A 26444-nucleotide genomic window follows, 5' to 3' on the forward strand; every position below is an offset into this window, starting at 1 on the left:
CGATAGCTCAGCGGTAGAGCATTCGGCTGTTAACCGAAGGGCCGCAGGTTCGAATCCTGCTCGAGGAGCCATTTTTATGTACAAAAGTTTTAATACATATATAGATTCGAACTTTGGATTAGACTCTTTCTAAACCTTAAGCCTGCATAAATAAGGCTTACCCAATCTCAATATATATGAACCCCTGCCTTTAAACTTGTCATACTAAGACTTACCAACACATGCTCATACTGCCTGCTATATAATACTTATCATACTAATACTCAGCAATACATGCTCAGATTTGTCGCACCAAGGCTTGCTAACTAAACACATGTGCGGACGCATACTTAGACTGTCTGACATTTAAGGCCTGCCGCCACAATGCTTATCGTGATAAGGCTTGCCCAAAATTTGACTAGTTGTGCCATCTAGAGATTGCTAAACCTCTATTCTAAGATATTCTTAAACTTGCCCTAAGATATGCCCAATTTGACATCCTGAGAAAGCGAAAGAATCTTTACTTACACCGGAAGATGCGAGCAAAGATTCTTTATTTAAAATTGCATATTGCTGAAGAGGAAGTTTTGAGAGCCGAGGGAGAGCGAGAAAGTTGCCCGGTTTTAAAGGGTGGTTTGAATATTTATTTTATGATATAATGGCTAAAGAGCAACTAGCAGCGGTATTGAGCAGGCTGGTAATATATAGGTCAGGTGTATTAAAGTTTGTAGCCTATAATTACGAAGCTCGGTATTTCAATGCTGAATAGTTCACAAATTTAGGAGTTTTTATTATGTGTGTAGATGAATTTTTTACAGTGGCAAGGCAGTCGGAGAGCTTATATGAATGCAAAAAATCTAAATTTATATCTAATGTTTTTCCTGTAGAAAATGCCGATGAAGCAGAGCATTTACTGGAAATGGTCCGAAAAAAACATTGGAACGCAACACACAATGTTTATGCATATACTACCGGTTTAAACAATGAAATCCAAAGATTCAGTGATGATGGCGAGCCTTCCGGAACCGCCGGACGACCTGTGTTAGAAGTTATTAAGGCAAATAACTTGCGAAATGTCTTAATAGTGGTTACAAGGTATTTTGGCGGTATACTACTTGGAGCCGGTGGCTTAGTGCGGGCGTATAGTGAAAGTGCCGCAAGAGGCATAAAAAATTCGGGTATTATAAGGAAAGTTAATTGTAATATATATGAAATTGTCATAAATTATGATATACTAGGAAAGTTGCAGTGGGAATTTGAGCAGCGGAACATAAAAATATTTGATACAGATTATGCTGAAAATGTTAAAATTAAGGCATGCATCCCTAAAAGTTCTATATGCGATCTAGAAAAACTTGTGCTAAATATCACTTCTGGAACCGCTCAAATGCAACTTACAGGATCGTGCTTTATAGCAGTTGATATGTAAGGAGGGGTATTATATGGATATGGAAAAACTTTGTGATAAGTTAGTTGAATGGTTAAAAAATTATGTTAAAAACGCAGGGGCCAGTGGAGCTGTTTTTGGTATGAGCGGAGGTGTAGATTCGTCGGTTGTAAGCGTTTTATGCAAAAAAGCGTTTGGCGACAATGTATTAGGTCTTATAATGCCATGCCATAGCGACAAAAACGATGAACTTGATGCAAAACTTGTGGCTGAAAAGTTCGATATAAAATATAAAGTTGTTACCTTAGATAGTGTTTATGATGAGTTTCTTAAAGTTGTTGATGAAACCGAAGATAAGCTTGTAAAAGCTAATATCAAACCTCGCTTGCGTATGACAACATTATATTATTACGCAGGGCTAAATAATTATCTTGTCGTAGGGGCAGAAAATAAAAGCGAGCTTGTGGTAGGCTATTTTACAAAGCATGGAGATAGTGGGGCCGATTTGATGCCCATTGCAAATCTTGTAAAAAGCCAAGTTAGGATGCTGGCATCTTATTTAGGTATACCGCAAAAAATCATTGATAAAGCGCCTAGCGCAGGTCTTTGGAGCGGACAAACCGATGAGAGCGAAATGGGTATTACTTACGAAGAGTTAGACAACTACATTTTAACCGGCAGAGCAGATCCAAAAGTAAAAGAGCGCATAGAGCTGTTGAATAAAAGAAGCGAGCACAAGCGGTCACTTGCAAAAAAACCGGAGTTTATATTAGAGTAATATTTTTTTCTATGTATTATCTTCAAAAGGAGGAATTCGGAATATGTCGGGTCATTCTAAATGGGCAAATATAAAGAACAAGAAAGCCAAGATGGATGCTCAAAAAGGGAAAATTTATACCAGATTCAGCAAATTAATCATTGTAGCGGTTCGGGAGGGCGGCCCCGATCCTAACTCAAACTCAAAACTCAAAGACGTAATTGAAAAAGCAAAACAGGTGAATATGCCTAATGAAAATATAGAACGAGCCATAAAACGAGCAACTGGCGAACTTAGTGGTGCCGACTATGAGGAAATCATGTATGAGGGCTATGGCCCAAGCGGTGTGGCTATCCTAGTTGATGCTACAACAGATAATAGAAACCGTACGGCAGGAGAGATGAGGCATATATTTGATAAACACGGAGGAAATCTCGGCGAAACAGGCTGTGTTGCATGGATGTTTGAAAAGAAAGGTTTAATAATTATTGAAAAAGATGACAGCACAGATGTAGAAGAGATAATGATGCTTGCCATAGATGCAGGGGCTGAAGATGTGGACGAGCAGGAAGATTCGATTGAAGTTACAACAAGCGTTGAAAACTTTGCGGCTGTAAAGGATGCTTTTGAGAAAAACGGGATTAAGATTTTTTCTGCGGATTTGACCTATATACCCAAAACCACTTTAAGCTTGTCTGAATCAGAATGTGAAAAAGTTGAAAGACTTATAGAGGCATTAGAAGACCACGATGATGTCCAAAATGTCTATACAAACTATGAACCTGCTGAGTAGATTAATTTAAATCACAAACTACCTCCAATTTTATATGCTTAAAGAAGGAGAATCACCGTTAGATGTAGAATTACACTAAGGGTGATTTTTATGTTGATAATGGGAATAGATCCCGGCATTGCTATAAGCGGATATGGAATAATTTCAAATGAGAAGGGCAAGCCATATATTGTTGACTATGGAACAATAAGGACATCTCCTAAAGTTTCAATTCCAGAAAGATTAAGGATATTGCACAACGGCTACCTTGAGCTGATAGATAATTACAAACCTGATGCAATAGCTGTTGAAGAACTGTTTTTTAACAAAAACGCTAAGACTATAATTTCTGTGGGACAAGCGCGCGGAGTTGCGCTTTTGTCTGCCGCGTTGTCGAATATCGATGTATATGAATACACGCCTCTTCAGGTAAAACAAGCAATAGTAGGATACGGCCATGCGGATAAAATTCAAGTTCAGCAGATGATAAAGATTTATTTTGACATGAACGAGCTGCCAAAACCGGATGACGCCGCCGATGCACTGGCAGTAGCTTTATGCCATATGCATTCATATAAGCTCCAAAATATAATAGATTCCAGAGGATTTTAGCCATGTTAGAATACATAAAAGGTAAACTGGTTTTTGTCGAACCTACCACTGCTGTTGTGGACATATCCGGCGTAGGTATAAAAGCCGATATTTCGATGTATAGTTACGATAAAATTAAAAATTATAAAGGCGAGACTATTACACTTTACACACATTTATTACTAAAAGAAGATGCAATAGAGCTTTTTGGCTTTTTTGATAAAATAGAGCGACAAGCATATCTTTTTTTAAATAAGGTTTCAGGTGTGGGGCCTAAAGTGGCACTTTCGGTGCTTTCGTTAATGGATGCAGCAAAATTAAAGAATGTAATTTTAACAGAAAATGTTAATGAACTAACAAAGGTTCCTGGAATAGGAAAAAAAACAGCTCAAAAGATCATAATTGAGCTAAAAGATCGAATCAAAGATCTTCCTGTGTCAACTTCAGACGAAGACACCGAAGATTTTATTTCGGAAGCAAAGGAAGCACTTATTTCTTTGGGATTTAGCTCGGCGGAGGTTAATTTAGCCTTAAGCGATGATTTGGTAAAAGATAGCAAAAACTTAGAAGATATAATTAAAGCTGCACTTAAAAAAATGTCGAAATAAAGGGTGAAAACTTTGAATGATAGAATTGTTGCTCCGTCTATAAAAAATGATGAAGAAATCGAATATGAAAAAAGTATAAGGCCTTTAACTTTTGACGAATACATCGGGCAGGAGCGCGTAAAAGAGAACCTTAAAGTATTTATTGAAGCAGCTCTGATGCGCAGAGAAGCCCTGGACCATGTTTTACTATTTGGACCGCCAGGCCTTGGCAAGACGACCCTTGCCTATATTATCGCAAGAGAGCTAGGCGTGAATATAAGGATAACGTCTGGGCCGGCAATAGAGCGAGCAGGAGATCTGGCTGCAATCCTTACAAACCTTGGAGAAAGGGATCTGCTTTTTATTGATGAAATCCACCGATTGCATCCAAGCGTTGAGGAGATATTATATCCGGCCATGGAAGACTTTGCCTTAGACATCATGATAGGAAAAGGGCCTAGCGCAAGATCCATGAGACTTGATTTAAGTCCATTTACTTTAGTTGGAGCTACTACAAAAGCAGGGCAATTAACATCTCCTCTAAGAGACCGTTTTGGCGTAAGCCTGCATTTGGATTTTTATAAAATACCGGAACTGGTAGAGATTATAAAAAGGTCAGCTGCACTTTTGAAGGTGGATATAGATGATAAATCTGCAGAGCGTATAGCATTATGCTCTAGAGGGACTCCTCGCCTTGCAAACAGATTGCTAAAACGGATTAGAGACTTTGCTCAGGTTAGAGGCGATGGAAAAATTACAGTGGAAATTGCTAAAGAAGGATTGAGGCTTTTAGAAATTGATATCAACGGACTTGACAGGAATGATCGCAGACTGCTGATTACACTAATTGAAAAATTTGACGGTGGTCCTGCTGGCATTGAATCTATTGCTGCTGCGCTCAATGAGGATATTTCCACAATTGAAGATATCTACGAGCCTTATCTTGTACAAGAAGGTTACATATTCAGAACGGCAAGGGGTAGGATAGCCTCAGATAAGGCATATGAATGTTTAGGTAGAAAACGAAGTGATTGATTGTCAGGAGGCCTGGAAATAAAATGAAACGGTGGTTTGTATTATTTATTGCATTTACATTTATTTTTAGCGTAAATACTCCTACTCAAGGGTCTGAAGCAAATATAACCATTCCGAACAAAATAAAAGTGGGACTTTATTACGGAAGCAGCAGCAGAAATTCTTACGAGCTCTCTTCTGATGTAGGATTTGTAGTAGGAAGGATACAGAATAAAAACCCCTTTACAGTAGTAAGTTTTTCTGATAAGTTATTAGAGGTTTGCAGCGCTAGTTCCTCAAATTTTACTCCGGAAAAAAGTGGTATTAGCGATAGGGAAACTGCGGCAGAATATGGAGCAAAACTTATAAACAGGGGAACAAAGTGCTACTTATTCTTTGATAACAGTTGGTCTGTATGGGTTGATAACAATTCAAATAATAGTAATGCAGCCTCTGATTTAATAATGATTAAAGGCGATTCTAAATATCCGGCGGTTATACTTCCTGTTTCAGCCGAGAGCCCAGTCTTTTTTGCCGGTTCAGATCTAAAGACTCCTATATCCATAGAAGGTAGAAGATATCGCGGGATGCTTGAGATGACAACTTCTGGAAATTTAATTCAAGTTGTAAATGAGTTAGGTTTAGACGAATATCTATATGGAGTTATACCTTGCGAAATGCCTTCAAATTGGGATATAGAAGCCCTGAAAGCACAAACAGTAGCAGCCAGGACCTATGCAGTTGCAAATTTGGGAAAATGGCAAAACTATGGTTTTGATGTAAGTGCCGGTTCTTCTGATCAAGTATATGGAGGGTTTAGCGAGGAGACTGCAAAGACCAATCAGGCAGTTGACCAAACCAGCGGACAAATCCTTTTATATGATGGCAAACCCATAACTGCTTTTTATCATGCTGACAGTGGTGGCAGAACAGAGGCGTGCAAAGATGTTTTTGGAATAGATCTACCTTATTTGCAGCCGGTGGACGATATAGTTCCTTCTCAATCTCCTTACGAAACTTGGCAGATATCACTAGATGAGTTAAGCAAAAGATACAATACCTATGCATCAAGTTCCATTGGCGACATCAAAGAAATTATAATTGCCGAAACCACTTTGGCGGGAAGAGCGAAAAAGCTGCTTTTAAAGGGCACAAAGGGAGAGACTTTGCTCAGCTCAGATGACATCAGAAACCTGCTTCAATTAAAGAGCAATTATCTTGATATAGCGCAAGATCAGACAGCAGTACCGGCTGCGAACCTCGCGCTTGCCGTGCTCTCAGGAGACGGCTCAAAGAAAAATATTCGGTTATCTGGCATAAATATCTTAAGCCAACAGGGTATAAACCACACAAAAGGCGATTGTGCAGTCATTTCGGCAGAAGGTATAGCAAAAAAGATAACCAGCAGTTATAATACACCAAATACGTCTGATGATATATATGTCATATCCGGCCATGGCTGTGGCCATGGGGTAGGAATGAGCCAGTGGGGCGCCAAAGCAATGGCTGAAAATGGCTACAGTTATACTGAAATTTTATACCATTATTATACTGGTGTTGAGATTACACCATAAACTCTTGTTTTTGAAAGAAGATGCAGATGCAAAAAATGAAATTAGAAGAATTTGATTTTGATTTACCTGAAGAATTAATAGCTCAAGAACCTATAGAAAATCGCTCAAAATCCAGACTCCTTGTGCTGAATAAATCAACAGGAGAAATTGAACATAAAATCTTTGAGGATGTCATTGATTATTTGCAAAAAGGTGACTGCTTGGTCCTAAATAACACTAAGGTAATACCGGCTAGATTGATTGGGCGCCGTCAAAAGACAGGGGGTAGAATTGAGGTAGTCCTGTTAAAGCCTATTGAAAACGATGTATGGGAAGCCTTGGTTAAGCCCGGCAGCAAAGCACGCAAAGGAGAAGAAATTGTCTTTGGTAATGGTCAGCTTACTGCTAAAGTCTTGGATAACACTGATTATGGCGGCAGATTGATGCAATTTTTTTACGAGGGCTCTTTTGAAGAGATTTTAGATAAACTGGGACAAATGCCTACTCCTCCTTATATTAAAAAGAAATTAGAAGATAAAGATCGCTACCAAACCGTATACGCACAAATACCTGGTTCAGCAGCCGCGCCTACAGCAGGCCTTCATTTTACCGAGGAGCTGTTAAATAAACTAAGGGCAAAAGGCGTATCTATAGTCTTTATAACGCTTCATGTAGGGCTTGGAACATTTAGGCCTGTAAAAGTTGAAAATGTTGAAGAGCATAAAATGCACTCCGAGTATTACGAAGTAAGCCCCGAGGCTGCCGAAACCATTTGCCGGACAAAGGAGACCGGTAAAAGAGTTATTGCAGTAGGCACTACTTCTACAAGGACATTAGAGACCATTGGAGACGAGAACGGTATGGTAAAACCCGGAAATGGATGGTCTGATATATTCATTTATCCCGGATACAAGTTTAAAGTTGTAGATGCACTTATAACCAATTTTCATCTCCCTAAATCCACACTTATAATGCTGGTTAGCGCTTTTGCAGGGAAAGAAAAGGTATTTAAGGCCTATGAAGAAGCTATAAGAGAGAAATACAGATTTTTTAGTTTTGGCGATGCAATGCTCATAATATAATGAAAGGTGCGGCCAATGAAAATTTCTTCTCGAATTGCAAAAACTATAATTATTTTAGAATCTGTTTTGGCTTTTTTCGTAATCTTAGGTGTTATAGTTGGATCAGTCGATATTTTGCGGTACCTTAAAATAATATATGAAACTCCGCCTACAGAAAGCTTCCCCATAGTACAGGCGTTTTTAGGACATATACTTGCATTGGTAATAGGGCTGGAACTTGCCGTAATGCTGATAAAACATACACCGGCTAGCGTTATTGAAGTTTTATTATACGCTATTGCCCGCAAAATGTTAATTGATTCCAAAAATATGCTGGATATAGTTTTGGGCATACTTGCCGTAGGTGGGTTGTTTTTTATAAATAAGCATTTTGAACCGGCAAAGACTTTTTTTATAGATGCAAATATTGTTAATCCGGCTATGCTGATTGGAGATTTAAATAAAAAATTGCACACTAATATTCCTGAAAATATTGCAAACACAATTGGAGGCTTAGTCGTAAAACTTTGTAAAGAAGGGCAATGTGGACTATCTGAGGGAAAAAGTATAAGAGTCAACGATGCGGAAATTACAATACTGTCTATGGACGGAGAACTTATCAGAGAGTTAAAAGTAGTAAAGTGTGACGAAAAGGATGAATAAAATTATGAAGTTTGATGTTGTAAAAAAATCTTCAAATACATCTGCAAGGCTTGGAAGGCTTGAAACATGCCATAACAGCTTTTCAACTCCCATATTCATGCCTGTTGGCACTCAGGCCACAGTAAAAACTATGACACCTGATGAACTTGAAGAAATTGGAGCAAAAATAATTTTAGGTAATACCTACCACCTTTATTTAAGACCGGGACATGAGCTTATTAGAGAAGCCGGCGGTTTGCACAAATTCATGAATTGGAATGGTTCTATTTTAACTGATAGCGGAGGCTTTCAAGTATTTAGCTTAGGAGAACTTAGAGAAATAAAAGAAGAGGGAGTAACTTTCAGGTCTCATATAGATGGTTCCTTACATTTTATAGGCCCCGAGACCTCAATGGAAATACAAAATGCCCTAGGCAGCGATATAATGATGGCCTTTGATGAATGCATACCTTATCCTGCCACATATGAGTATGTTTTGCGGTCCGTAGAAAGAACCACAAGGTGGGCCGAAAGATGTAAAAAAGCCCATAAAAACACCGAGACGCAGACACTTTTTGGGATTGTCCAAGGCGGAGTGTACAAAGAGCTTAGAAAAAAAAGTGCGCAAGATATCACATCCTTAGACTTTGAGGGATATGCAATAGGCGGCTTAAGTGTAGGAGAGCCCAAAAAGATGATGTATGAGATGCTGGATTTTACCGTCCCTCTTTTGCCGGATGGAAGGCCGCGGTATTTAATGGGTGTTGGGACCCCTCAAGATCTTTTTGAGGGAGTAATACGAGGTATTGATATGTTCGACTGTGTTTTACCGACACGCATTGCAAGACATGGCACTGTTTTTACAAAAAAAGGAAAATTAGTAGTCCGCAACGCTGCATATGCTAGAGACTTTGGGCCGCTAGACCCAACCTGCGATTGTTATGTATGTAGGAACTTTAGCCGCGCTTATATTCGCCACTTAATAAGTGCTAACGAAATTTTAGGTCTCAGGCTTACAACTTACCACAATCTTTACTTTCTGATAAATCTTATGCAAAAGATACAAAAAGCTATCGAAGGAGATTATTTATTAGAACTGAAAGATGAATTCTTTGCTGATTTTGGCATCCCGAATATAATGTAAATATTTACATCCTTTTTAATGAAACTTATCATTAAAATCAAAAATAAAATAATATAAATTATATTATATTTAAAGGATTTCTTGTTTTAACATAGAACTTAATTAATATGAAAAATATATTTTGAAAGGAAGGATGAGATAAAGTGAATCCAGCAACATTTATGCAGCAGTTTGGTCCTATCATAATTATTTTTGCAATCTTTTATTTCATGATAATTAGGCCACAGCAAAAACGTGAAAAAGATCGCAGAAATATGCTTTCGAATTTAAAAGAAGGTGATGAAGTAATAACAGTAGGCGGCATATATGGTAAAGTTCTTAACATAAAAGATGATGTCGTGACCCTTGATGTAGGCGATAAAATTAAGATTAAGGTTTCCAGGTCTGCTATTGGAAATGTAATCAGGAAAAAGAACGGCAACAGTGCCGAGGAAGAGCGATAAAACTATACCTCCTTTAAAATTCTAAAGTTGTATGATATAATGTTTTAAAATCGAGGGTAAACGGAAGGAGGGCTTTTAAAGTGAAACATATTACGCCTTTGTATAAGGGCTGTTTAAACAGCAAAGATAGCCTTGCCCATAGAGGCTGCGGCAAGTGCAAATCATCTTGCCAATCTGCATGCAAGACTTCATGCACGGTAGCCAATCAAGTATGTTCTAAAGTAAAGTAGGGGCCCGGAAGGCCCTATTTTTGTGTTTAAAAATTTAGCTTTTTTAACCAAGACGCTCCCATTTCAATGAATAAATGAGTAAGTGGTGAGTAGTTCACTTGACAAGGTGTTAAATTGAAATATAATAAAAAATGTACTTAGAGGAATGGAAGAAGGGACTTAGTATGAACTCACAGACAAAAAGCCTTATCAAAATAATTGCTATAGTTATTGCAGCAGCTATTTTGGGCTATGCAACCTTGGTTGGTTTTCAAATAGGGGACTACAAAGTGCTTCCTATTAAAGACTCAATTAAATTAGGCCTTGATTTACGCGGAGGAGTGTCAGTACTTCTTGAAGCAAAGCCGAAGCCCGGCGAAAAGATAACAGACGAAAAGATGGCAGGGGCAGAAAAAGTCATCAGAAGTAGGGTAGATCAATTAGGGGTAGCCGAGCCCTTAATAGTAAGACAGGGAAGCAATAGAATTTTAGTTGAGCTTCCGGGAGTAGAGGATTCTAAAAAGGCACTGGAGATTATCGGCAAAACAGCATCGTTACAGTTTGTAGGACCTGACAGCAAAGTTATTTTAACAGGCGATGATGTGCAGGACGCAAAAGCGGTATACGGTCAGCAAAATGAGCCGATGGTAAGCCTGAAATTCGATGCAGAAGGTGCAAAAAAATTTGCTGAAGCTACAAAAGAATATTTAGGTAAACCCATTGCAATAGTTCTTGATAACGAAGTAATATCAGCTCCGGTAGTACAAGATGTTATTGCAAACGGCGAAGCAGTTATTACAAACCTTGAAAGTATTGAAAAAGCAGCGGAACTTGCAGCACTTATTCGCGCAGGCGCTTTACCTGTTGATCTTGAACAGCGACAAGTTATGACGGTAGGTCCAACACTAGGTTCTGATTCATTAAATAAGAGCTTAAGAGCCGGTGTAATCGGTGTTATAATTGTTTTACTCTTTATGTTCATATATTACAGACTGCCGGGACTGGTAGCGGATTTTGCATTACTGATTTACATAATGCTGGTATTAAATATTTTTTCAGCTATTGGAGCGACGCTCACACTTCCGGGTATTGCAGGATTCATACTATCAATTGGCATGGCGGTTGATGCCAATGTGCTTATATTCGAACGAATGAAAGAAGAGCTTCGCAATGGCAAAACTTTAAGAGCATCGCTTACCGCAGGTTTTACCAGAGCTTTTTCAACTATAATAGATTCAAACGTAACTACGGCTATAGCTGCAGTTGTTCTATTATACTTTGGCGCCGGATCAATAAAGGGTTTTGCAGTAACTTTACTAATTGGTATCGCAGTAAGCATGTTTACAGCGGTAACGGTAACAAGAATAGTTCTTGCAAATTTAATCAATGTTCATTCGTTCAAGAATATCAAGCTATTGTTCGGCGTAGAAGGGGTGAAAAAATGAAGGCATATAAGATAATAGAAAAAAAGTATCTATGGTTTGGCCTTTCCCTTGCAGTAATTATTATTGGGATTGCATTCTTGATATTCCAAGGTTTTAATTGGGGTATCGATTTTACAGGTGGAAATATGCTGCAGTTTGATATTCATCAGTCTTTTGAATTGGCAGATGCCAGGAGTATCTTAGAACAACTTGACATACGCGAATTTGAAGTTAAAAAAGGCGGAGATACTCAACAAGAATTAATAATAAAAACTACCGCAATATCAGAAGATATGCAGAATAAAATTTCGGAGTCGTTAAAGCAAAAATGGCCAAATACTGAATTGATTCAAGCAGAAACCATTGATGCAGTAATCGGCAAGGAAATGAGGCAGCAAGCGATTATTGCCTTGATTTTGGCTAATATTGGAATGCTTATTTATATAACCTTCAGATTTGAATTCAAGTCAGCTGTAGCAGCAGTTTTAGCCTTGGTTCATGATGTATTGATTATCATAAGTTTTTATGCGATTTTTCATATCCCGGTTGATAGCACTTTTATAGCTGTGGTTCTGACAATCGTAGGTTACTCGATAAACGATACAATCGTGGTTTTTGATAGAATCAGAGAAAACCTTAAGACCATGAAAAAAATCTCTTTCACAGAAATTGCAGATTTAAGTATTACTCAAACACTAGCAAGATCAATAAATACTTCCCTGACAACACTTATAACTATTACTGCATTGTTCCTTTTAGGTGGGGAAACAATAAAAGATTTTTCTTTAGCACTTATTATTGGAATTGCAAGCGGAACATATTCTTCGATTTTTATAGCAACTCCGCTTTGGGAGATTTTTAGAGATAGGACCAAAACAGTAAAAGCATAAATAAGTGAGGTGAAAGGAAAATGCTGAAAGAGATGATTTACGCAAGCATAGGCCTTGCAACGATTACAAGGGAAAAAGCGGAAGAAGTAATTTCTGAACTGGTGAAAAAGGGTGAGATGACTCAAGAAGAGGGAAAAGACGTACTAGGCACGTTGATGAAAAAAGCCAAGGAAGAAAACGAAAAACTGAAGCAAAAAATCAAGGAGCAAGTGGATAGTGCTGTGGCATCTTTAGACATTGTAACAAGAACAGAATTCGACGAGGCTATAAAAAGAATTTCTGAACTGGAAAAAGAATTAGCACAAATTAAGGGAGAAATGGAATCGCAAAAAAAGAATAAGTGATTTTGTCTTTATTAAAGGCTCCGGCTTAAAAATCAGTAAAGCCGGAGCCTTCTCTTTCTGAGTTTTCAATTTCACATATTCAAGTCTATTGATTTTTATTTTTTAATAAGATATACTATTAACATCTACTCCTAAAAACAGCTAATATTGAGGTGATCTAGTGCCAAAACGAGGATTGCCGAAGAAAATAAGGCAAAAACTTTTACTTGAAACAATTGCCGAAGATCCTTTTTTAAATGATGAAGAATTAGCAGAAAGATTTAATGTGAGCGTTCAAACAATACGCTTGGACCGAATGGAATTGAAGCTGCCCGAGCTTCGAGAAAGAATTAGAGCTGTAGCACAGGATAGTTATGCCAAAGTTAAATCTATCGATGTAAGCGAAATAGTTGGAGAATTAGTAGATTTGGAACTAGATAAAAGAGGTATTTCGATTCTAGAAACCAATAACAATATGACATTTGGAAAAACAAAGGTTATACGAGGAGATATTATTTTTGCTCAGGCAAATTCACTGGCAATAGCAACTATCGATGCTAAAGTGGCACTTACCGGGGTTGCAAACATCAAATATAAATTGCCTGTATACGCAGGCCAAAAACTTGTTGCTAAAGCAGAAGTTACAAGGGTTCGCGGAAACAAAAAGTTTGTTTTTGTAAGAACATATGTAAAACAAAAAGAGGTTTTTAGAGGCAAATTCATCTTAGCATCATTAGAAGATAGTATAGAAGCAGAAGAATAAGAGAAGGGGGGCGCCTAGGGCAATTGAAGATTATAGTTGATGCAATGGGGGGCGATAAGGCGCCTGAAGAAGTAGTAAAGGGCGTTTTAAATGCTTCAAATAACCCTGAAATAGAAATTATTTTAGTAGGCGATGAAAAGAAAATTAGACCGTATTTAAAAGATTCCGACAAAAATATAGAAATCGCGAATGCGCAAGAAGTAATTACATATGATGAGCAACCGGTTAATGCTATTCGTAAAAAAAAGGATTCATCTATTGTGAAGGGCTTAAAAATGTTAAAAGACAAAAAGGCCCAAGCAATGGTTTCGGCAGGCAGTACCGGCGCATTAATGGCCGGCGGCTTATTTATTCTCGGAAGATTAGAAGGAATTGACAGACCTGCAATCGCGACACTTTGTCCAACGGCTAAAGGTCCGATTTTAATGCTGGATATTGGAGCAAACAGCGAAGTAAAACCAAAAAATCTTGTACAATTTGCAGTAATGGGAAGCATTTATTCTAAGGAAATACTAAATAAGTATAATCCTACTGTCGGCCTTTTAAATATCGGAACTGAGGAAGAAAAAGGCAATTCTGTAGTAAAGACGGCATATTCGGAGCTAAAACAAATAAGCAGCGTAAATTTTAAAGGAAACATTGAGGCGCGAAATATATTTGACGGCGATTTTGATGTAGTAGTATGTGATGGATTTACAGGAAACATTTTTCTAAAAACCGTTGAAGGATTCGGGATGTATATTTTCCATCAGTTAAAAAATGAAATCAAAAAAAGCCCCAGATATTTAGCCGGAGCCGCCCTTTTAAAGCCTGCAATAGAAAAAATTCGCTCAAGTATGGATTATTCAGAATATGGCGGCGCTATGTTTTTAGGCATTGACGGAGTTTTGGTAAAATGCCATGGCTCATCTGACAGCAAAGCCATTGAAAATGGCATAAATGTGGCTTATAATTCGGTAATTTCAAGTATTAACGAAAAGCTCAGGGAAGGACTAAAGTCGGTTACGGAAAAAGGAGAATAGTCAAATGAGAGTTGGAATTATAGGAACAGGTTCCTATTTACCGGATAGTATTTTATCGAATTTTGATTTAGAAAAAATAGTAAATACATCAAATGAATGGATCGTTGAAAGAACCGGAATTTCTTACAGAAGAAAAGCTGATGATGATGTCTGCTCATCGGACTTGGGAGCTGAAGCTGCAAAAATCGCAATAGGCAAGGCAGGGCTGAGCTTTGAAGATATCGATCTTATTATTTCAGCCTCATCAAGCCCGGACAAATTTTTCCCGTCAACAGCATGTATTATACAAAGCAAAATCGGGGCTAAAAATGCTGCGGCTTTTGATTTGCAGGCAGGTTGTAGCGGCTTTATTTACGGAGTAACTACCGCTGCCCAATATATAGCTACAGGACAGTTTCGCAATGCTCTTGTTGTAGGAGCTGAAGTGCTTTCAAAATTTACTGATTGGGAAGACCGCAATACCTGCGTTCTTTTTGGAGATGGAGCAGGAGCTGCGGTATTAAGCCAAGTTGAATCCGGAGGTGTCCTTGCAAGCATTTTAGGTGCTGACGGAGGTGGGGCCGATTTATTAGAGCTACCCGCCGGCGGCACTAAAGAGCCTGCCAGTTTTGAAACGGTTAAAAACCACCGACATTACATAAAGATGAATGGAAACGAGGTATTTAAATTCGCTGTTAAGATTTTGGAAGACAGCGTAAAAAAAGTTGTTGCAAAAGCTGACTTAACCTTAGAAGACATAAATTATATTATTCCGCATCAAGCCAACATACGAATAATAGATGCTGCTGTAAAACGCTTAAAATTCCCTCGGGAGCAGGTAATAGTAAATCTTGATAAATATGGCAATATGTCATCTGCGTCTATTCCTGTAGCACTAGACGAAGCGCTAAATGCAGGAAGAATCCAAAAAGGCGACAAAATAGTTATGGTAGGGTTTGGAGCTGGACTGACGTGGGGCGCAAATCTAATAGAGTGGAGCCTTTAAATTGAAAAAAGGTCTGATGCTTAGGAGGCAGTAAAATGTTTAATACAAGAATTTGTGAACTGTTAAATATCAAGTACCCAATAATTCAGGGCGGCATGGCTTGGGTTGCGACAGCAGAACTTGCAGCGGCTGTGTCTAACGCCGGCGGGCTGGGTATAATCGGCGCAGGAAGCGCTCCGGCCGAAGTAGTAAAGGGCGAAATAAAAAAAGCAAAGGCTCTGACTGATAAACCTTTTGGTGTAAATGTATACTTTATGTCGCCATTCGTAGATGAAATAATGAATCTGGTAATCGAAGAAAATGTTCAAGTAATAACTACCGGTGCTGGAAATCCGGGAAAATACATACCAAGACTAAAAGAAGCAGGCATAAAAGTTATGCCAGTTGTTTCATCGGTTGCGCTGGCCAGAAGACTGGAAAAAACAGGGGTTGACGCACTGGTGGTGGAAGGGATGGAGTGCGGCGGACATATAGGAGATTTAACAACTATGGTAAGCGTACCTCAAGTGGTAGATGCGGTAAGCATACCGGTTATAGCTGCCGGTGGAATAGCTGATGCTAGAGGTTTTGTGGCGGCATTGGCACTTGGCGCTGAAGGTGTTCAGATGGGTACACGTTTTGTGTGTTCAACAGAATGTACTGCACATCCAAAGTTTAAAGAAGCTATTGTAAAAGCTAAAGATAGGAGCACTACAGTAACGGGAAAGACTACGGGGCACCCGGTAAGAGTGTTGAAAAATAAGCTTACAAATAGATTCGAAGAAATGGAAAGGAATCTTGCGCCTGTAGAAGAACTAGAGGAGCTGGGAAGTGGCAAATTAAGGCTTGCAGTAGTTGAAGGAGATGTAGAAAACGGTTCTGTTATGGCAGGGCAAATAGCAGGCCTAATTTCTGACATAAAGCCTGTAGCCGAAATTATACAAGAAATAATCACTAATGCTGAAAAATTGATAAAAAAGCTCCAAGACTATGTTGTATAAGGAGGTTAGCAATGAACAAACTGGCATTTATCTTTCCCGGACAAGGCGCCCAATATGTTGGCATGGGAAAAGATCTTTATGATAATTTTAAAGAGGCACGCTATATTTTCGATGAAGCCGATAAAGCTTTAAACGAAAAAATATCAAAGATATGTTTCGAAGGTCCCGAGGAAAAATTGCAGGAGACTGTAAATACTCAGCCTGCTATTTTAACACACAGCACGGCATGCTTTTCCATCCTTAAAGCAAATGGCATAATTCCGGATATAGTTGCGGGTTTAAGCATAGGTGAATATTCTGCACTCGTTGCAGCAGAATCAATAAAATTTGAGCAGGCAGTTCCCTTAGTACAGAAACGCGGTAGATTCATGCAAGAAGCTGTGCCTCTTGGTGAAGGAGGCATGGCTGCTATCCTAGGCCTTACAAAAGAAGAGGTATTAGAAATTTGCAGCATAGCATCTAAAGAAGGTGTTGTTGAAGCAGCAAATTTCAATTGCCCGGGCCAAATAGTCATCGCAGGCGAGGCTAAAGCAGTAAGCGCAGCTATAGAGCTTGCAAAAGAGAAGGGCGCAAAAAAGGCTATACCGCTTGCTGTAAGCGCCCCGTTTCACTGCAGCTTAATGAAGCCTGCGGCCGAAAAGCTTTCTGTAGAACTTGAAAAAGTAGACATAACAAATCCAAAAATTCCGGTAGTTGCAAATGTAAATGCCGAAATTGTACCAAGTAGTAACGCAATTAAAGAATTCTTGATAAGGCAAGTATATTCTCCTGTTTTTTGGGAAGACTGCGTTAGAAAAATGATGGATTTTGGTGCCGACGTTTTTGTAGAGGTTGGACCGGGTAAGGCATTGAGCGGTTTTGTTAAAAAAATTAGCAAAGATGTTACTGTTTTAAATGCCGGAGATAGTGAATCACTGCAAAAAACGATTAACTATTTTGGAGGCTGAATAAATGAATCTTAGCAGCAAAGTCTGTTTGGTAACGGGCGGGTCAAAAGGAATTGGCAGAAGTATATGTATCGAGTTTGCAAAAAATGGTGCTGACATAGCATTAAATTATTCTTCTGATGAAAAGGCAGCGGTCCAAACGGCTGAGGAGATAAGAAAATTGGGTGCAAAAGTTGAAACCTTTAAAACGGATGTATCTGATTTTCAGCAAGTAGAGAAGATGGTAAAAGATATATATGACAAATTCGGCAGAATAGATATCTTGGTGAATAATGCAGGAATTACAAAAGATGCTTTGCTTCTTAGAATGACCGAAAAAGAATGGGACAAAGTTATAGATGTAAATCTAAAGGGCGTGTTTAACACGTCAAAAGCATGTGTAAGATATATGCTAAAACAAAAACAAGGCGGCAGGATAATAAATATTTCATCTATTGTAGGTATTTACGGTAATGCCGGGCAAACAAATTATGCAGCAGCTAAAGCCGGAATAATAGGCTTTACTAAATCTCTTGCAAAGGAACTTGGAAGTCGTGATATTACGGTAAATGCAATTGCACCTGGATTTATAAGAACAGATATGACTCTTTCCTTGCTCCAAAAAGATAGCGATATCAGCAAGAATATTCCGCTAAAAAGGCTTGGCAATCCTGAAGATGTAGCCAAGACAGCAGCTTTTCTAGCATCGGAAGATGCAAGTTATATTACGGGACAGGTTATTGCTGTTGACGGCGGTTTAACTTTATAATAGAATAAGTAATCGGCATATATATGTGTTTGTGAAGGGGGGTGAAACTTATATGGAAGGCGAAGTATTCGATAGAATAAAGCAGATTATTGCAGATCAACTAGGGGTTGACGAGGATGAAATTGTTCCCGAGGCATCGTTCATTGACGACCTGGGTGCAGACTCCCTCGATATCGTTGAACTAATAATGGCTTTTGAAGAGGAATTTGATATAGAAATACCTGATGAAGATGCGGAAAAGATAAAAACAGTGCAAGATGTCATAGATTATATAAAGAATTATTCCGCATAAAGATTGAAATGTCCCGTAGCTTCATTTACGGGACTTTATTTTTCTATATATACACTATATATACAATAAATAATAAGCGCCATCATAGGAGGATTGCGATGAACAAACGTATAGTGGTAACGGGAATGGGAGTAGTTTCGCCTGTAGGGATAGGAATAAATAAGTTTTGGAATTCCCTTATAGGCGGCAAATCAGGCATAGATAAGATTACGGCATTTAATGCTGAAGACTTGCCGTCAAAGATAGCCGGCGAAGTTCGAGATTTTAATCCTGAAGATTATATCGATAGAAAAGAGCTAAAAAGGCTTGATAGATTTACTCAATTTGCAGTTGCAGCAACCAAAATGGCATTTGAGGATGCACAACTTGACCTTTCAAAGATTGATCCAACGAGAGTTGGCGTTATATTAGGTTCAGGCATAGGAGGAGCTAACACCTGGGAAGAACAGCATACTATTCTTCTGGAAAAAGGACCTAGGCGCGTAAGTCCTTTCTTTATCCCTATGATGATAATCAATATGGCATCAGGGCAAACTGCAATGGCTTTTAATTTAAAAGGACCTAATTTTACTGTCGTAACTGCATGTGCTTCAGGAACAAATGCTATCGGGGAAGCCTTTCGAGTACTTCAGCGGGGAGATGCGGATATAATTGTGTCAGGAGGCACTGAAGCCTCAATAACAATGCTTTCTTTAGCAGGTTTTTCATCTATGAAGGCACTTTCAACAAGAAACGATGAACCGACAAAGGCTAGCCGACCTTTTGACAGAGACAGGGACGGTTTTGTAATCGGTGAAGGCGCAGGAATAGTTATACTTGAAACCCTTGAAAGCGCCCTTAGCAGAAATGCAAGAATTTACGGTGAAATTGTGGGGTATGGCTCAACTGCAGATGCCTATCACTTAACGCAGCCTGCTCCGGAAGGAGAAGGAGCATCAAGAGCGATGATGGCATCGATTTTAGATGCGGGCCTTAAACCCGAAGATGTGGATTATATAAATGCCCATGGAACTTCTACACCTTTAAATGATAAATTTGAGACTATGGCAATAAAAAATACCTTTGGTAAACATGCGTATGAGCTTGCCGTAAGTTCAACAAAATCAATGACCGGTCATTTATTAGGTGCTGCTGGTGCCATAGAATTTATTGCTGCCACCTTAGCTGTCTATAATGATGAAATACCGCCGACGATTAACTATGAAAACCCCGACCCTGAGTGCGACCTAAATTATGTGCCTAACAAGTCTATAAAAAGACAGGTAAACGTTGCTTTATCTAACTCCATGGGTTTTGGGGGACAGAACGCAAGTGTTGTAGTAAAAAAATATAAAGAGGTATAATTTTAAATGTCAATGGATGAAAAAAGGCTTCAGCAATTGACGATTTTAGAAGAGAAAATCAGCATAAAATTTAGTGATATAAGTATTCTAAATCAAGCGTTTGTCCACCCATCTCTTGCCAACGAAAAAGAGAAATTCCATCAGGAAAATAATCAAAGACTCGAATTCCTTGGCGATGCAGTGCTAGAACTTGCTATAAGCGAGTATCTTTATCGAAACTATGATTTTTTGACCGAGGGACAAATGACAAAAGTCCGAGCTTTCACAGTTTGCGAATCAAGCCTTGCAAATATCGCAAGGCAACTTGCGCTAAATGAGTATTTGATTTTGAGCAAGGGTGAAGAGAATACGGGCGGCCGGGAAAAAGCTTCTATTTTAGCAGATACTTTTGAAGCTTTAATTGGTGCGATTTACATCGATAAGGGATATAAAATTGCGTATGATTTTATAATTAAAAACTTAGAAGAAATCATAAAAAAGGCTGTAAATGGCAAGTGCGGCTTCGACTACAAAACCGACCTTCAAGAACTTTTGCAAAAGTTTGGTGATGAAAAGATAATTTATAATGTAATAAGCGAATCCGGGCCGGATCATGATAAGCTTTTTCAGGTAGAAGTAGTGTGGAAAGATAAGATTTTAGGCAAAGGCGGAGGCAAAAGTAAAAAACAAGCTGAGCAAATGGCCGCAAAGGCAGCCCTTGATAAGATAAATTTTAGTGAGATTTAAGAGAAATACTGCAAAAAAGAAGGAAATCTGAAATAATCATCGAATATATAATTAGTAGCCTTATTAAAATTAATATCAAATAAATCTCACATTGGAAAATTAAGGGGGACATCTGAAATGGAAGTACTAAAAGTGTCAGCACAATCAAATCCTAAGTCTGTGGCAGGAGCGCTAGCAACCGTAGTAAGGGAAAAAGGCGTGGCCGAACTTCAAGCGGTGGGAGCCGGAGCGGTAAATCAAGCAGTGAAGGCCATAGCTATTGCACGAGGCTTTGTAGCGCCGAACGGAATAGATCTTATAGCAATTCCGGCTTTTGCGGAAATCGAGATCGACGGCGAAGAAAGAACAGCCATAAAGTTTATTGTAGAGCCCCGTTAGAAAATCTTATCATATCTGGTACCTGTCTTTGTAGGCAGGTATTTTTATGTTTAAAATTTTTATTGTTTCTTTTCTAAAATCATTTATGGTAAAATTGTAAAGGTAAGCAGGGAGGGATGTCTTCTGTATTTAAAAAGAATAGAACTTCAAGGCTTTAAATCTTTTGCGAATCGAATTTCATTAGAATTTCAGCCGGGAATAAATGCTATAGTTGGACCAAATGGCAGTGGAAAGAGTAATATTGTTGATGCCGTAAGATGGGCTTTAGGAGAACAAAGCATAAAAACTCTGCGCGGCTACAAATTAGAAGATGTAATATTTGCCGGAAGCAGCAAAAGAAAGCCTCTTGGTATGGCAGAAGTTGCTATAACCCTGGATAACTCTGACAATCTTATCCCGCTGGATTATTCCGAAATATGTTTTATGCGGCGCACTTTTCGTTCCGGTGAGAGCGAATTTTATCTTAATAAAACCTCTTGCAGATTAAAAGATATTCAAGAAATACTTATGGACTCAGGAATTGGAAAAGACGGTTATTCAATTATAAGCCAAGGACAAATTGACGATATCCTTACTTGCAGACCGGAAGAAAGACGAGCTATGTTGGAAGAAACCGCCGGAATTGCAAAATATAAGTTGCGAAAAAAAGAAGCCGAGGCAAGACTTGCGGAAACGGTCAATAATGTATCAAGAATCGATGATATAATAAGTGAAATATCAAGTCAATTAAAACCCTTGGCCGTCCAAAAAGATGCTGCTTTAAAATATAAAGAGCTATCTTTACTACTTACAAATACAGAAATTAGTTTATTGGTATTACAACTGGAAGACAGGGAAAAACGGCTTGCGCATATAAGAGAAAAGTTGGATTCAAAAGAAAAAGCGATTTTGCAACTTTCAAGCATGATTGAATCCTTAAAAACAAACTTAGACGATTACAAAAACAGGCAAAACTCAATTGAATCCGATTATGAAAAGGCTCAGAAAAATTTTTATGAGGTATCCGGTAAAATAAAAGACTTACAAAAAGATTTTGAAATGTTAAGCGCTGATAAAAATAGAATATTAAATGAAAACAATAAGTTACTTTCTGATATTAGAAACCAAGAAACACTTATTACTGCTTTTAAAGAAACATTTAAAGAGAAGTCCTGCGAACTTGCAAAAAAAGCCGATGACATAAATGACACATTAGAGAAATTAAATACAAGCGAAAATAGGCTTACAGAGATAAATTCTAAAATAACAGAAGTTCAGTATTCAATAAGCAATTTTCAGGGTAGTATAATGCAGTTATTGAATGATATATCCGAAAAAAGAAGTACGATATCAAATCTTACCGGCACAAAATCTAATTTTGAAAATAGGCTAAGACAGATCAGGGATGAACGCAAGGAAATAGAAAATACAAACAAGAAGATTCTCGATAAAATAACTGATATTGAAAGCAGAAGGACTCAACTTGAACAGACAAAAACTAACCTTAAAAAAGAAATAGAGCATTTGGAAAACATTTTAAAAAATCTTACAGAAGATAGAAATATAAACGTCAATGCCAAGACTAAAAAACAGCAGGAATTAGTGACATTGACTACCCAAGAAAAAACACTGGCAGAAATATATGATAACTATGAAGACTATCAATATGGTGTAAAAAATTTGTTGCTGGCATTAAAAAGCAAACATTATAACGACAGTAGAATACACGGTACAATAGCAGATGCAATTTCGGTAGATGAACAATACGAAGTTGCGATTGAAACAGCTTTAGGATATGCTATGCAAGATATTATTTGTGAAAATGAAGAAAGTGCAAAAGATGCAATAGAATACCTGAAAAAACACGGATTAGGGCGCGCTACTTTTTTGCCACTTTCTGTACTAAAGCCCAGGTTCCTGGAGCCTTACGAGTCAAAAATCGTTTTAGAAGATAATAAAGTATTGCCGGCGATTGAATTAATAAAGTTTGACGATAAGTATTATCCCGCATTAGCTTTTCTATTAGGAAGGGTCTTGGTGGCAAAAACCTTCGAAGATGCCTTGATTGCAGCCAAGCGCTGCCATTTTAGCTTAAAAATTGTTACAATTCAAGGCGAAATCTTAAGTCCGGGAGGCTCTATTACCGGCGGCAGTCAAAATAAATCAAAATTTTTACTTACACGAAAAAGAAAGCTGGCCGAAGACAGGCAAAAAATCAGTAAACTAAATCTTGAATTAGAAAAATTAGATTCAATAATTATAACTTTAAATAATAAAATCTTAGACACTCAAAAACAAATAACAGAAAAAAACGAACATCTTAATTCCATAGAGTCTGAAATAGTAACTTTAAACGATGAACTTAGAGAAAAGCAATTGATTTTTCAAGAACGAATAAAGAGAAGGGAACAGTTGGAAGCTGAAATATCCTCGATAAACAAAAGGATTCAAGAAATTACGGATGAGATCTTGCTTCTTGAAAATGAAATAAAAAATGTTGACAGCCAAAATCTGTCTGGCCAAGATGCCGTAAAACAATTGCAAAATGAGCTTGCAGAATTGAACAAATTAAGAGATGATTTATCGGCGCAGGTAACCGATCTAAAAGTAAAAGTGGCTTCCTATAATCAGGAAAAAATAAATATTGAAGAAAATTTAGATGCAATCAATGACAGAATAAATAATTGTTATACGGAAATTGATAAATACAGGAAAAAAATCGGGGAAAATGATAAGCTTTTATTAGACATCAATAAGGAAATTGATACATGTAAAAAGGAACTCAAGTCTTTTGATGCGCAATGCAGTGACCTTCAAAAACTTTTAGAATCTTTAGCCCGGCAAAAGGACGAAATAAAGCACCAAATTAATAATGCGCAAAATAAGTTAAATCAAGCAGAAAGAGAGTATGCGCAAGGAGAGAAATTTTTACAAAATAACAAAATAGAAGAAGCAAAAATTCTCACTGAGCTTTTACAAATTAAGAATGAACTGTTTGAACGATACAATGTTTCAGATCCCGAAGTCGGTGAATATGATTATGAGAGTGCGGATAAATTAAAAGAAAGACTGTCTTCATTAAAACGAGAAATCGAATTATTAGGACCTGTGAACCTTAAGGCAATAGAAGACTACGAAAATATAAAGGCAAGATACGATTTTCTAAAATCTCAACGGGACGATTTGGTAAAAGCTAAACTCGATTTAGATAGCCTAATTAATGAGATAAATTCCAATATGGAAGCTATGCTCTTAGAGACTATAGAAAAGGTCAATAGAGAATTTAACAAGGTATTTTCGGAGCTTTTTGATGGCGGAAGCGCAGAACTGATTATTGAAGGGGATGCAAACGTTTTAGAATGTGGCATAGAGCTAAATGTTCAACCTCCGGGAAAGCGGCTTCAAAATATTTCTCTATTATCAGGAGGCGAAAAAGCCCTTTCTGCTATTGCCCTGCTTTTCGCCCTTTTGAACATAAAATCTACACCTTTCTGCATTTTAGATGAGATAGAGGCGGCTCTTGACGATGCAAATATTGCAAGGTTTACGCGCTATCTAAAAAAATCTTCTGCCAATACTCAATTTATCGTAATAACTCATAGAAAGCCCACGATGGAAATAGCAGATGCCTTATATGGCATAACAATGGAAGACGATGCCACATCTAAATTGTTGGCAGTAAAAGTCGGATGATTTATAGATATGTAAATAAATTTACGAGGTGACAAGATGGCTTTTTTTGATAAAATAAAGCAAGGTTTAAGTAAAACACGAGAAAATTTAAGTGGAAAACTCGATAGCATATTAAAATTTAATAAGAAAATTGATGATGAAACACTTGAAGAGTTAGAAGAGTTACTGATTTCAGCTGATATAGGCGTTGACACGACTCAAATGCTTATTGAGAAGCTTAAAGAGAATTCGAAAAATATCTCAACTCCTTTAGAACTAAAAGAAGCTTTAAAGAAAGAAATGATAAATCTTTTTCCCCAGAAAAATACTTCCTTAATTTATCCTACGGTTATGCTGATTGTAGGGGTAAATGGTGTTGGAAAAACCACATCTATAGGGAAACTGGCTTACAAATTCAAAAATGAGGGCAAAAAAGTACTACTAGTTGCGGCAGATACATTTAGAGCAGCAGCTATTGACCAGCTGGAGATATGGGGCCAGAGAGTGGGAGTGGATGTAATAAAACATAAAGAAGGTTCGGACCCGGCATCTGTTCTCTTTGATGCTCTTCAAGCCGGAAAAGCCAGAAAATCAGATATAATAATATGCGACACCGCTGGTAGACTTCACACTAAGAAGAATTTAATGGAAGAACTAAAAAAGCTTCACAGAGTTTGCCAAAAAGAATATCCGGAAGCAAATCTTGTAAATCTTATGGTGCTAGATGCTACAACAGGCCAAAACGCATTATTACAAGCGAGAATATTTAAAGACGCCGTAGATTTTTCCGGAATAATATTGACTAAATTGGACGGTACGGCAAAAGGAGGAATTGCAGTAGCTATTGCCTCAGAGCTTGGAATACCCGTATGGTATGTGGGAGTAGGTGAAGGAATAGACGATTTATATGAGTTCGATCCCAGGGATTTTACAGAAGCTATACTCAATTGAGTATAGCTTCTTAAACTTGCATAAATAAGCCACCGGCATAGCCGGTGGCTCTAAAATTAAAATCAAGGGAAAATCAAAGGGTTATTTATTTTTCTCATTCTCTATTTCTTCTATTTCTTTAATTTGGTCAGAAGTCAGATTTTCCTTTTTCTGTATCTTTTCTAGTTCGGCGTTCTTGCTTTCTATTTTACTTTCTATCTCTGATATTTCGCCTATAATTTTTTTCATCTCATCAGACAATTTTATATTTTCTAATGGATTGCTCTTATAATCATTAAGTAAAGCCTCTCCCAGCTTTGCGATTTTTTCTTTTTTTGCATTGTTTAGAGAATTAAGCTCCGATCTTATGCTTATGATTTCAGAAATTTTACTGGTCTCTTTGCCGAATTTCTTGGCGAAATTCGAAATTGTCGTTCCCACTGATTTAGCTGCAGATGTTATTGTATCGCTTATGCTGCTTTCTTCTGTTTCCTTTTTTACCTTGTCTGTTGCCTCTTTAGCCTTATCCGTGGCTTTTTCTTCCAGTTCTCCAAGTTTAGACTCTGCATACTTTATTATGTCGTTTAGCTCGCTTTTTACATCATCACTAGCTTCGTTTAGTTTAGATTTAGCAAAGTCAATTATTTCCCCAATCCTCTTCTTTTCATCTTCTAGCGTTTCTTTCACATCCTTACTGCCCTCGCCTATCTTACTTTTTGCAAATTCGATAACTTCTTCTATAGGTGACTTAGATTCTTTATTCATGAGTTTTCCTCCTTTTTTCATTATATTTTAATTATTTATATATCATAGATGTACTATAAACTTTTCAATTCTTTTTGTCAATGTTGAAAAGGCCTTCGCTATCTTTCATAGATGAATAGAAAGGTAATGCCCTTTATG

General features: G+C 37.8%; 28 protein-coding genes. 27 read left to right on the plus strand and 1 reads right to left on the minus strand.

Annotated features, from left to right (window positions below):
• Positions 1 to 772 precede the first annotated feature (772 nt).
• The 27 genes from BUE08_RS07725 (at position 773) to ftsY (ending at position 25562) form a co-directional block, all read left to right on the plus strand.
• Positions 773 to 1408 carry a YigZ family protein gene (locus tag BUE08_RS07725; protein ID WP_059034278.1) on the plus strand — a complete coding sequence of 212 codons (636 nt, stop codon included), beginning with the start codon at positions 773 to 775 and terminating at the stop codon, positions 1406 to 1408.
• A 13-nt stretch (positions 1409 to 1421) separates the two neighbouring features.
• The gene (gene nadE, locus BUE08_RS07730; protein WP_286680676.1) at positions 1422 to 2144 is read left to right on the plus strand and encodes an NAD(+) synthase; all 723 of its coding nucleotides are present in this window, start codon (positions 1422 to 1424) and stop codon (positions 2142 to 2144) included.
• A 43-nt stretch (positions 2145 to 2187) separates the two neighbouring features.
• Positions 2188 to 2916, plus strand: coding sequence for a YebC/PmpR family DNA-binding transcriptional regulator (locus BUE08_RS07735; RefSeq protein ID WP_059034273.1), 729 nt, complete (start codon positions 2188 to 2190; stop codon positions 2914 to 2916).
• A gap of 90 nt (positions 2917 to 3006) precedes the next feature.
• Complete coding sequence (gene ruvC, locus BUE08_RS07740; RefSeq protein ID WP_059034271.1) at positions 3007 to 3507, plus strand: crossover junction endodeoxyribonuclease RuvC; 501 nt, start codon at positions 3007 to 3009, stop codon at positions 3505 to 3507.
• A gap of 2 nt (positions 3508 to 3509) precedes the next feature.
• Positions 3510 to 4094, plus strand: a complete 585-nt coding sequence (ruvA, locus tag BUE08_RS07745; protein ID WP_213951262.1) for a Holliday junction branch migration protein RuvA — start codon at positions 3510 to 3512, stop codon at positions 4092 to 4094.
• A 12-nt stretch (positions 4095 to 4106) separates the two neighbouring features.
• Positions 4107 to 5108 (plus strand): Holliday junction branch migration DNA helicase RuvB, encoded by a 1002-nt coding sequence (gene ruvB / locus BUE08_RS07750; protein ID WP_286680677.1) that lies wholly within the window; start codon positions 4107 to 4109, stop codon positions 5106 to 5108.
• Positions 5109 to 5131: 23 nt separating this feature from the next.
• A complete protein-coding gene (locus BUE08_RS07755) occupies positions 5132 to 6661 on the plus strand; it encodes a SpoIID/LytB domain-containing protein (protein ID WP_286680678.1) in 1530 nt (509 codons plus the stop codon).
• A 35-nt stretch (positions 6662 to 6696) separates the two neighbouring features.
• Positions 6697 to 7722: a tRNA preQ1(34) S-adenosylmethionine ribosyltransferase-isomerase QueA gene (gene queA, locus BUE08_RS07760; RefSeq protein WP_281795242.1), complete on the plus strand. Its 1026-nt coding sequence runs from the start codon at positions 6697 to 6699 to the stop codon at positions 7720 to 7722.
• Positions 7723 to 7737: 15 nt separating this feature from the next.
• Positions 7738 to 8364 carry a transporter associated domain-containing protein gene (locus tag BUE08_RS07765; RefSeq protein WP_281795245.1) on the plus strand — a complete coding sequence of 209 codons (627 nt, stop codon included), beginning with the start codon at positions 7738 to 7740 and terminating at the stop codon, positions 8362 to 8364.
• Positions 8365 to 8368: 4 nt separating this feature from the next.
• A complete protein-coding gene (tgt, locus tag BUE08_RS07770; protein ID WP_286680680.1) occupies positions 8369 to 9487 on the plus strand; it encodes a tRNA guanosine(34) transglycosylase Tgt in 1119 nt (372 codons plus the stop codon).
• Between the two features lie 143 nt (positions 9488 to 9630).
• Positions 9631 to 9930 (plus strand): preprotein translocase subunit YajC, encoded by a 300-nt coding sequence (gene yajC / locus BUE08_RS07775; RefSeq protein WP_083497756.1) that lies wholly within the window; start codon positions 9631 to 9633, stop codon positions 9928 to 9930.
• Positions 9931 to 10010: 80 nt separating this feature from the next.
• The gene (gene scfA, locus BUE08_RS07780; RefSeq protein WP_286680681.1) at positions 10011 to 10160 is read left to right on the plus strand and encodes a six-cysteine ranthipeptide SCIFF; all 150 of its coding nucleotides are present in this window, start codon (positions 10011 to 10013) and stop codon (positions 10158 to 10160) included.
• 164 nt (positions 10161 to 10324) lie between these two features.
• Positions 10325 to 11584: a protein translocase subunit SecD gene (gene secD / locus BUE08_RS07785; RefSeq protein ID WP_286680682.1), complete on the plus strand. Its 1260-nt coding sequence runs from the start codon at positions 10325 to 10327 to the stop codon at positions 11582 to 11584.
• Complete coding sequence (gene secF, locus BUE08_RS07790) at positions 11581 to 12453, plus strand: protein translocase subunit SecF (RefSeq protein ID WP_213951258.1); 873 nt, start codon at positions 11581 to 11583, stop codon at positions 12451 to 12453. Before secD ends, secF begins: the two co-directional genes overlap by 4 nt.
• Before the next feature lie 20 nt (positions 12454 to 12473).
• Positions 12474 to 12797, plus strand: a complete 324-nt coding sequence (locus tag BUE08_RS07795) for a phasin family protein (protein ID WP_213951257.1) — start codon at positions 12474 to 12476, stop codon at positions 12795 to 12797.
• 160 nt (positions 12798 to 12957) lie between these two features.
• Complete coding sequence (gene fapR / locus BUE08_RS07800; protein WP_059034252.1) at positions 12958 to 13539, plus strand: transcription factor FapR; 582 nt, start codon at positions 12958 to 12960, stop codon at positions 13537 to 13539.
• A gap of 23 nt (positions 13540 to 13562) precedes the next feature.
• Positions 13563 to 14561: a phosphate acyltransferase PlsX gene (gene plsX, locus BUE08_RS07805; protein ID WP_286680683.1), complete on the plus strand. Its 999-nt coding sequence runs from the start codon at positions 13563 to 13565 to the stop codon at positions 14559 to 14561.
• Between the two features lie 4 nt (positions 14562 to 14565).
• Positions 14566 to 15546: a beta-ketoacyl-ACP synthase III gene (locus BUE08_RS07810; RefSeq protein ID WP_213951256.1), complete on the plus strand. Its 981-nt coding sequence runs from the start codon at positions 14566 to 14568 to the stop codon at positions 15544 to 15546.
• A 35-nt stretch (positions 15547 to 15581) separates the two neighbouring features.
• On the plus strand, positions 15582 to 16526 hold the full coding sequence (gene fabK, locus BUE08_RS07815; RefSeq protein WP_213951255.1) for an enoyl-[acyl-carrier-protein] reductase FabK: 945 nt from the start codon (positions 15582 to 15584) through the stop codon (positions 16524 to 16526).
• An 11-nt stretch (positions 16527 to 16537) separates the two neighbouring features.
• The gene (fabD, locus tag BUE08_RS07820) at positions 16538 to 17473 is read left to right on the plus strand and encodes an ACP S-malonyltransferase (RefSeq protein WP_286680684.1); all 936 of its coding nucleotides are present in this window, start codon (positions 16538 to 16540) and stop codon (positions 17471 to 17473) included.
• A gap of 4 nt (positions 17474 to 17477) precedes the next feature.
• Positions 17478 to 18221, plus strand: coding sequence for a 3-oxoacyl-[acyl-carrier-protein] reductase (fabG, locus tag BUE08_RS07825; protein WP_059034242.1), 744 nt, complete (start codon positions 17478 to 17480; stop codon positions 18219 to 18221).
• 52 nt (positions 18222 to 18273) lie between these two features.
• The gene (gene acpP / locus BUE08_RS07830; protein WP_059034240.1) at positions 18274 to 18513 is read left to right on the plus strand and encodes an acyl carrier protein; all 240 of its coding nucleotides are present in this window, start codon (positions 18274 to 18276) and stop codon (positions 18511 to 18513) included.
• Positions 18514 to 18611: 98 nt separating this feature from the next.
• A complete protein-coding gene (gene fabF, locus BUE08_RS07835; RefSeq protein ID WP_059034238.1) occupies positions 18612 to 19856 on the plus strand; it encodes a beta-ketoacyl-ACP synthase II in 1245 nt (414 codons plus the stop codon).
• Positions 19857 to 19862: 6 nt separating this feature from the next.
• Positions 19863 to 20582, plus strand: coding sequence for a ribonuclease III (rnc, locus tag BUE08_RS07840; protein ID WP_059034236.1), 720 nt, complete (start codon positions 19863 to 19865; stop codon positions 20580 to 20582).
• A 117-nt stretch (positions 20583 to 20699) separates the two neighbouring features.
• The gene (locus tag BUE08_RS07845; RefSeq protein ID WP_059034234.1) at positions 20700 to 20960 is read left to right on the plus strand and encodes a stage V sporulation protein S; all 261 of its coding nucleotides are present in this window, start codon (positions 20700 to 20702) and stop codon (positions 20958 to 20960) included.
• 138 nt (positions 20961 to 21098) lie between these two features.
• Complete coding sequence (smc, locus tag BUE08_RS07850; RefSeq protein WP_286680692.1) at positions 21099 to 24632, plus strand: chromosome segregation protein SMC; 3534 nt, start codon at positions 21099 to 21101, stop codon at positions 24630 to 24632.
• A 36-nt stretch (positions 24633 to 24668) separates the two neighbouring features.
• Entirely contained in the window at positions 24669 to 25562 is an 894-nt protein-coding gene (ftsY, locus tag BUE08_RS07855) for a signal recognition particle-docking protein FtsY (protein ID WP_286680685.1), read from the plus strand.
• 81 nt (positions 25563 to 25643) lie between these two features.
• On the opposite strand, the gene BUE08_RS07860 is transcribed toward ftsY, so the two are convergent.
• Positions 25644 to 26306: a V-type ATP synthase subunit I domain-containing protein gene (locus tag BUE08_RS07860; RefSeq protein WP_286680686.1), complete on the minus strand. Its 663-nt coding sequence runs from the start codon at positions 26304 to 26306 to the stop codon at positions 25644 to 25646.
• Positions 26307 to 26444: the final 138 nt, after the last annotated feature.

This window comes from Tepidanaerobacter sp. EBM-49 (genome assembly GCF_001896645.1).
In the GTDB taxonomy this organism is placed as follows: domain Bacteria; phylum Bacillota; class Thermosediminibacteria; order Thermosediminibacterales; family Tepidanaerobacteraceae; genus Tepidanaerobacter; species Tepidanaerobacter syntrophicus.

What these genes read in the sequence shown, in the direction of transcription:
- BUE08_RS07725 (WP_059034278.1), top strand. Translation starts at nt 773, where the DNA reads ATGTGTGTAGATGAATTTTTTACAGTGGCAAGGCAGTCGGAGAGCTTA.
- nadE (WP_286680676.1), top strand. Translation starts at nt 1,422, where the DNA reads ATGGATATGGAAAAACTTTGTGATAAGTTAGTTGAATGGTTAAAAAAT.
- BUE08_RS07735 (WP_059034273.1), top strand. Translation starts at nt 2,188, where the DNA reads ATGTCGGGTCATTCTAAATGGGCAAATATAAAGAACAAGAAAGCCAAG.
- ruvC (WP_059034271.1), top strand. Translation starts at nt 3,007, where the DNA reads ATGTTGATAATGGGAATAGATCCCGGCATTGCTATAAGCGGATATGGA.
- ruvA (WP_213951262.1), top strand. Translation starts at nt 3,510, where the DNA reads ATGTTAGAATACATAAAAGGTAAACTGGTTTTTGTCGAACCTACCACT.
- BUE08_RS07755 (WP_286680678.1), top strand. Translation starts at nt 5,132, where the DNA reads ATGAAACGGTGGTTTGTATTATTTATTGCATTTACATTTATTTTTAGC.
- queA (WP_281795242.1), top strand. Translation starts at nt 6,697, where the DNA reads ATGAAATTAGAAGAATTTGATTTTGATTTACCTGAAGAATTAATAGCT.
- BUE08_RS07765 (WP_281795245.1), top strand. Translation starts at nt 7,738, where the DNA reads ATGAAAATTTCTTCTCGAATTGCAAAAACTATAATTATTTTAGAATCT.
- tgt (WP_286680680.1), top strand. Translation starts at nt 8,369, where the DNA reads ATGAAGTTTGATGTTGTAAAAAAATCTTCAAATACATCTGCAAGGCTT.
- secD (WP_286680682.1), top strand. Translation starts at nt 10,325, where the DNA reads ATGAACTCACAGACAAAAAGCCTTATCAAAATAATTGCTATAGTTATT.
- secF (WP_213951258.1), top strand. Translation starts at nt 11,581, where the DNA reads ATGAAGGCATATAAGATAATAGAAAAAAAGTATCTATGGTTTGGCCTT.
- BUE08_RS07795 (WP_213951257.1), top strand. Translation starts at nt 12,474, where the DNA reads ATGCTGAAAGAGATGATTTACGCAAGCATAGGCCTTGCAACGATTACA.
- BUE08_RS07810 (WP_213951256.1), top strand. Translation starts at nt 14,566, where the DNA reads ATGAGAGTTGGAATTATAGGAACAGGTTCCTATTTACCGGATAGTATT.
- fabK (WP_213951255.1), top strand. Translation starts at nt 15,582, where the DNA reads ATGTTTAATACAAGAATTTGTGAACTGTTAAATATCAAGTACCCAATA.
- fabD (WP_286680684.1), top strand. Translation starts at nt 16,538, where the DNA reads ATGAACAAACTGGCATTTATCTTTCCCGGACAAGGCGCCCAATATGTT.
- fabG (WP_059034242.1), top strand. Translation starts at nt 17,478, where the DNA reads ATGAATCTTAGCAGCAAAGTCTGTTTGGTAACGGGCGGGTCAAAAGGA.
- acpP (WP_059034240.1), top strand. Translation starts at nt 18,274, where the DNA reads ATGGAAGGCGAAGTATTCGATAGAATAAAGCAGATTATTGCAGATCAA.
- fabF (WP_059034238.1), top strand. Translation starts at nt 18,612, where the DNA reads ATGAACAAACGTATAGTGGTAACGGGAATGGGAGTAGTTTCGCCTGTA.
- rnc (WP_059034236.1), top strand. Translation starts at nt 19,863, where the DNA reads ATGTCAATGGATGAAAAAAGGCTTCAGCAATTGACGATTTTAGAAGAG.
- BUE08_RS07845 (WP_059034234.1), top strand. Translation starts at nt 20,700, where the DNA reads ATGGAAGTACTAAAAGTGTCAGCACAATCAAATCCTAAGTCTGTGGCA.
- ftsY (WP_286680685.1), top strand. Translation starts at nt 24,669, where the DNA reads ATGGCTTTTTTTGATAAAATAAAGCAAGGTTTAAGTAAAACACGAGAA.
- BUE08_RS07860 (WP_286680686.1), bottom strand. Translation starts at nt 26,306, where the DNA reads ATGAATAAAGAATCTAAGTCACCTATAGAAGAAGTTATCGAATTTGCA.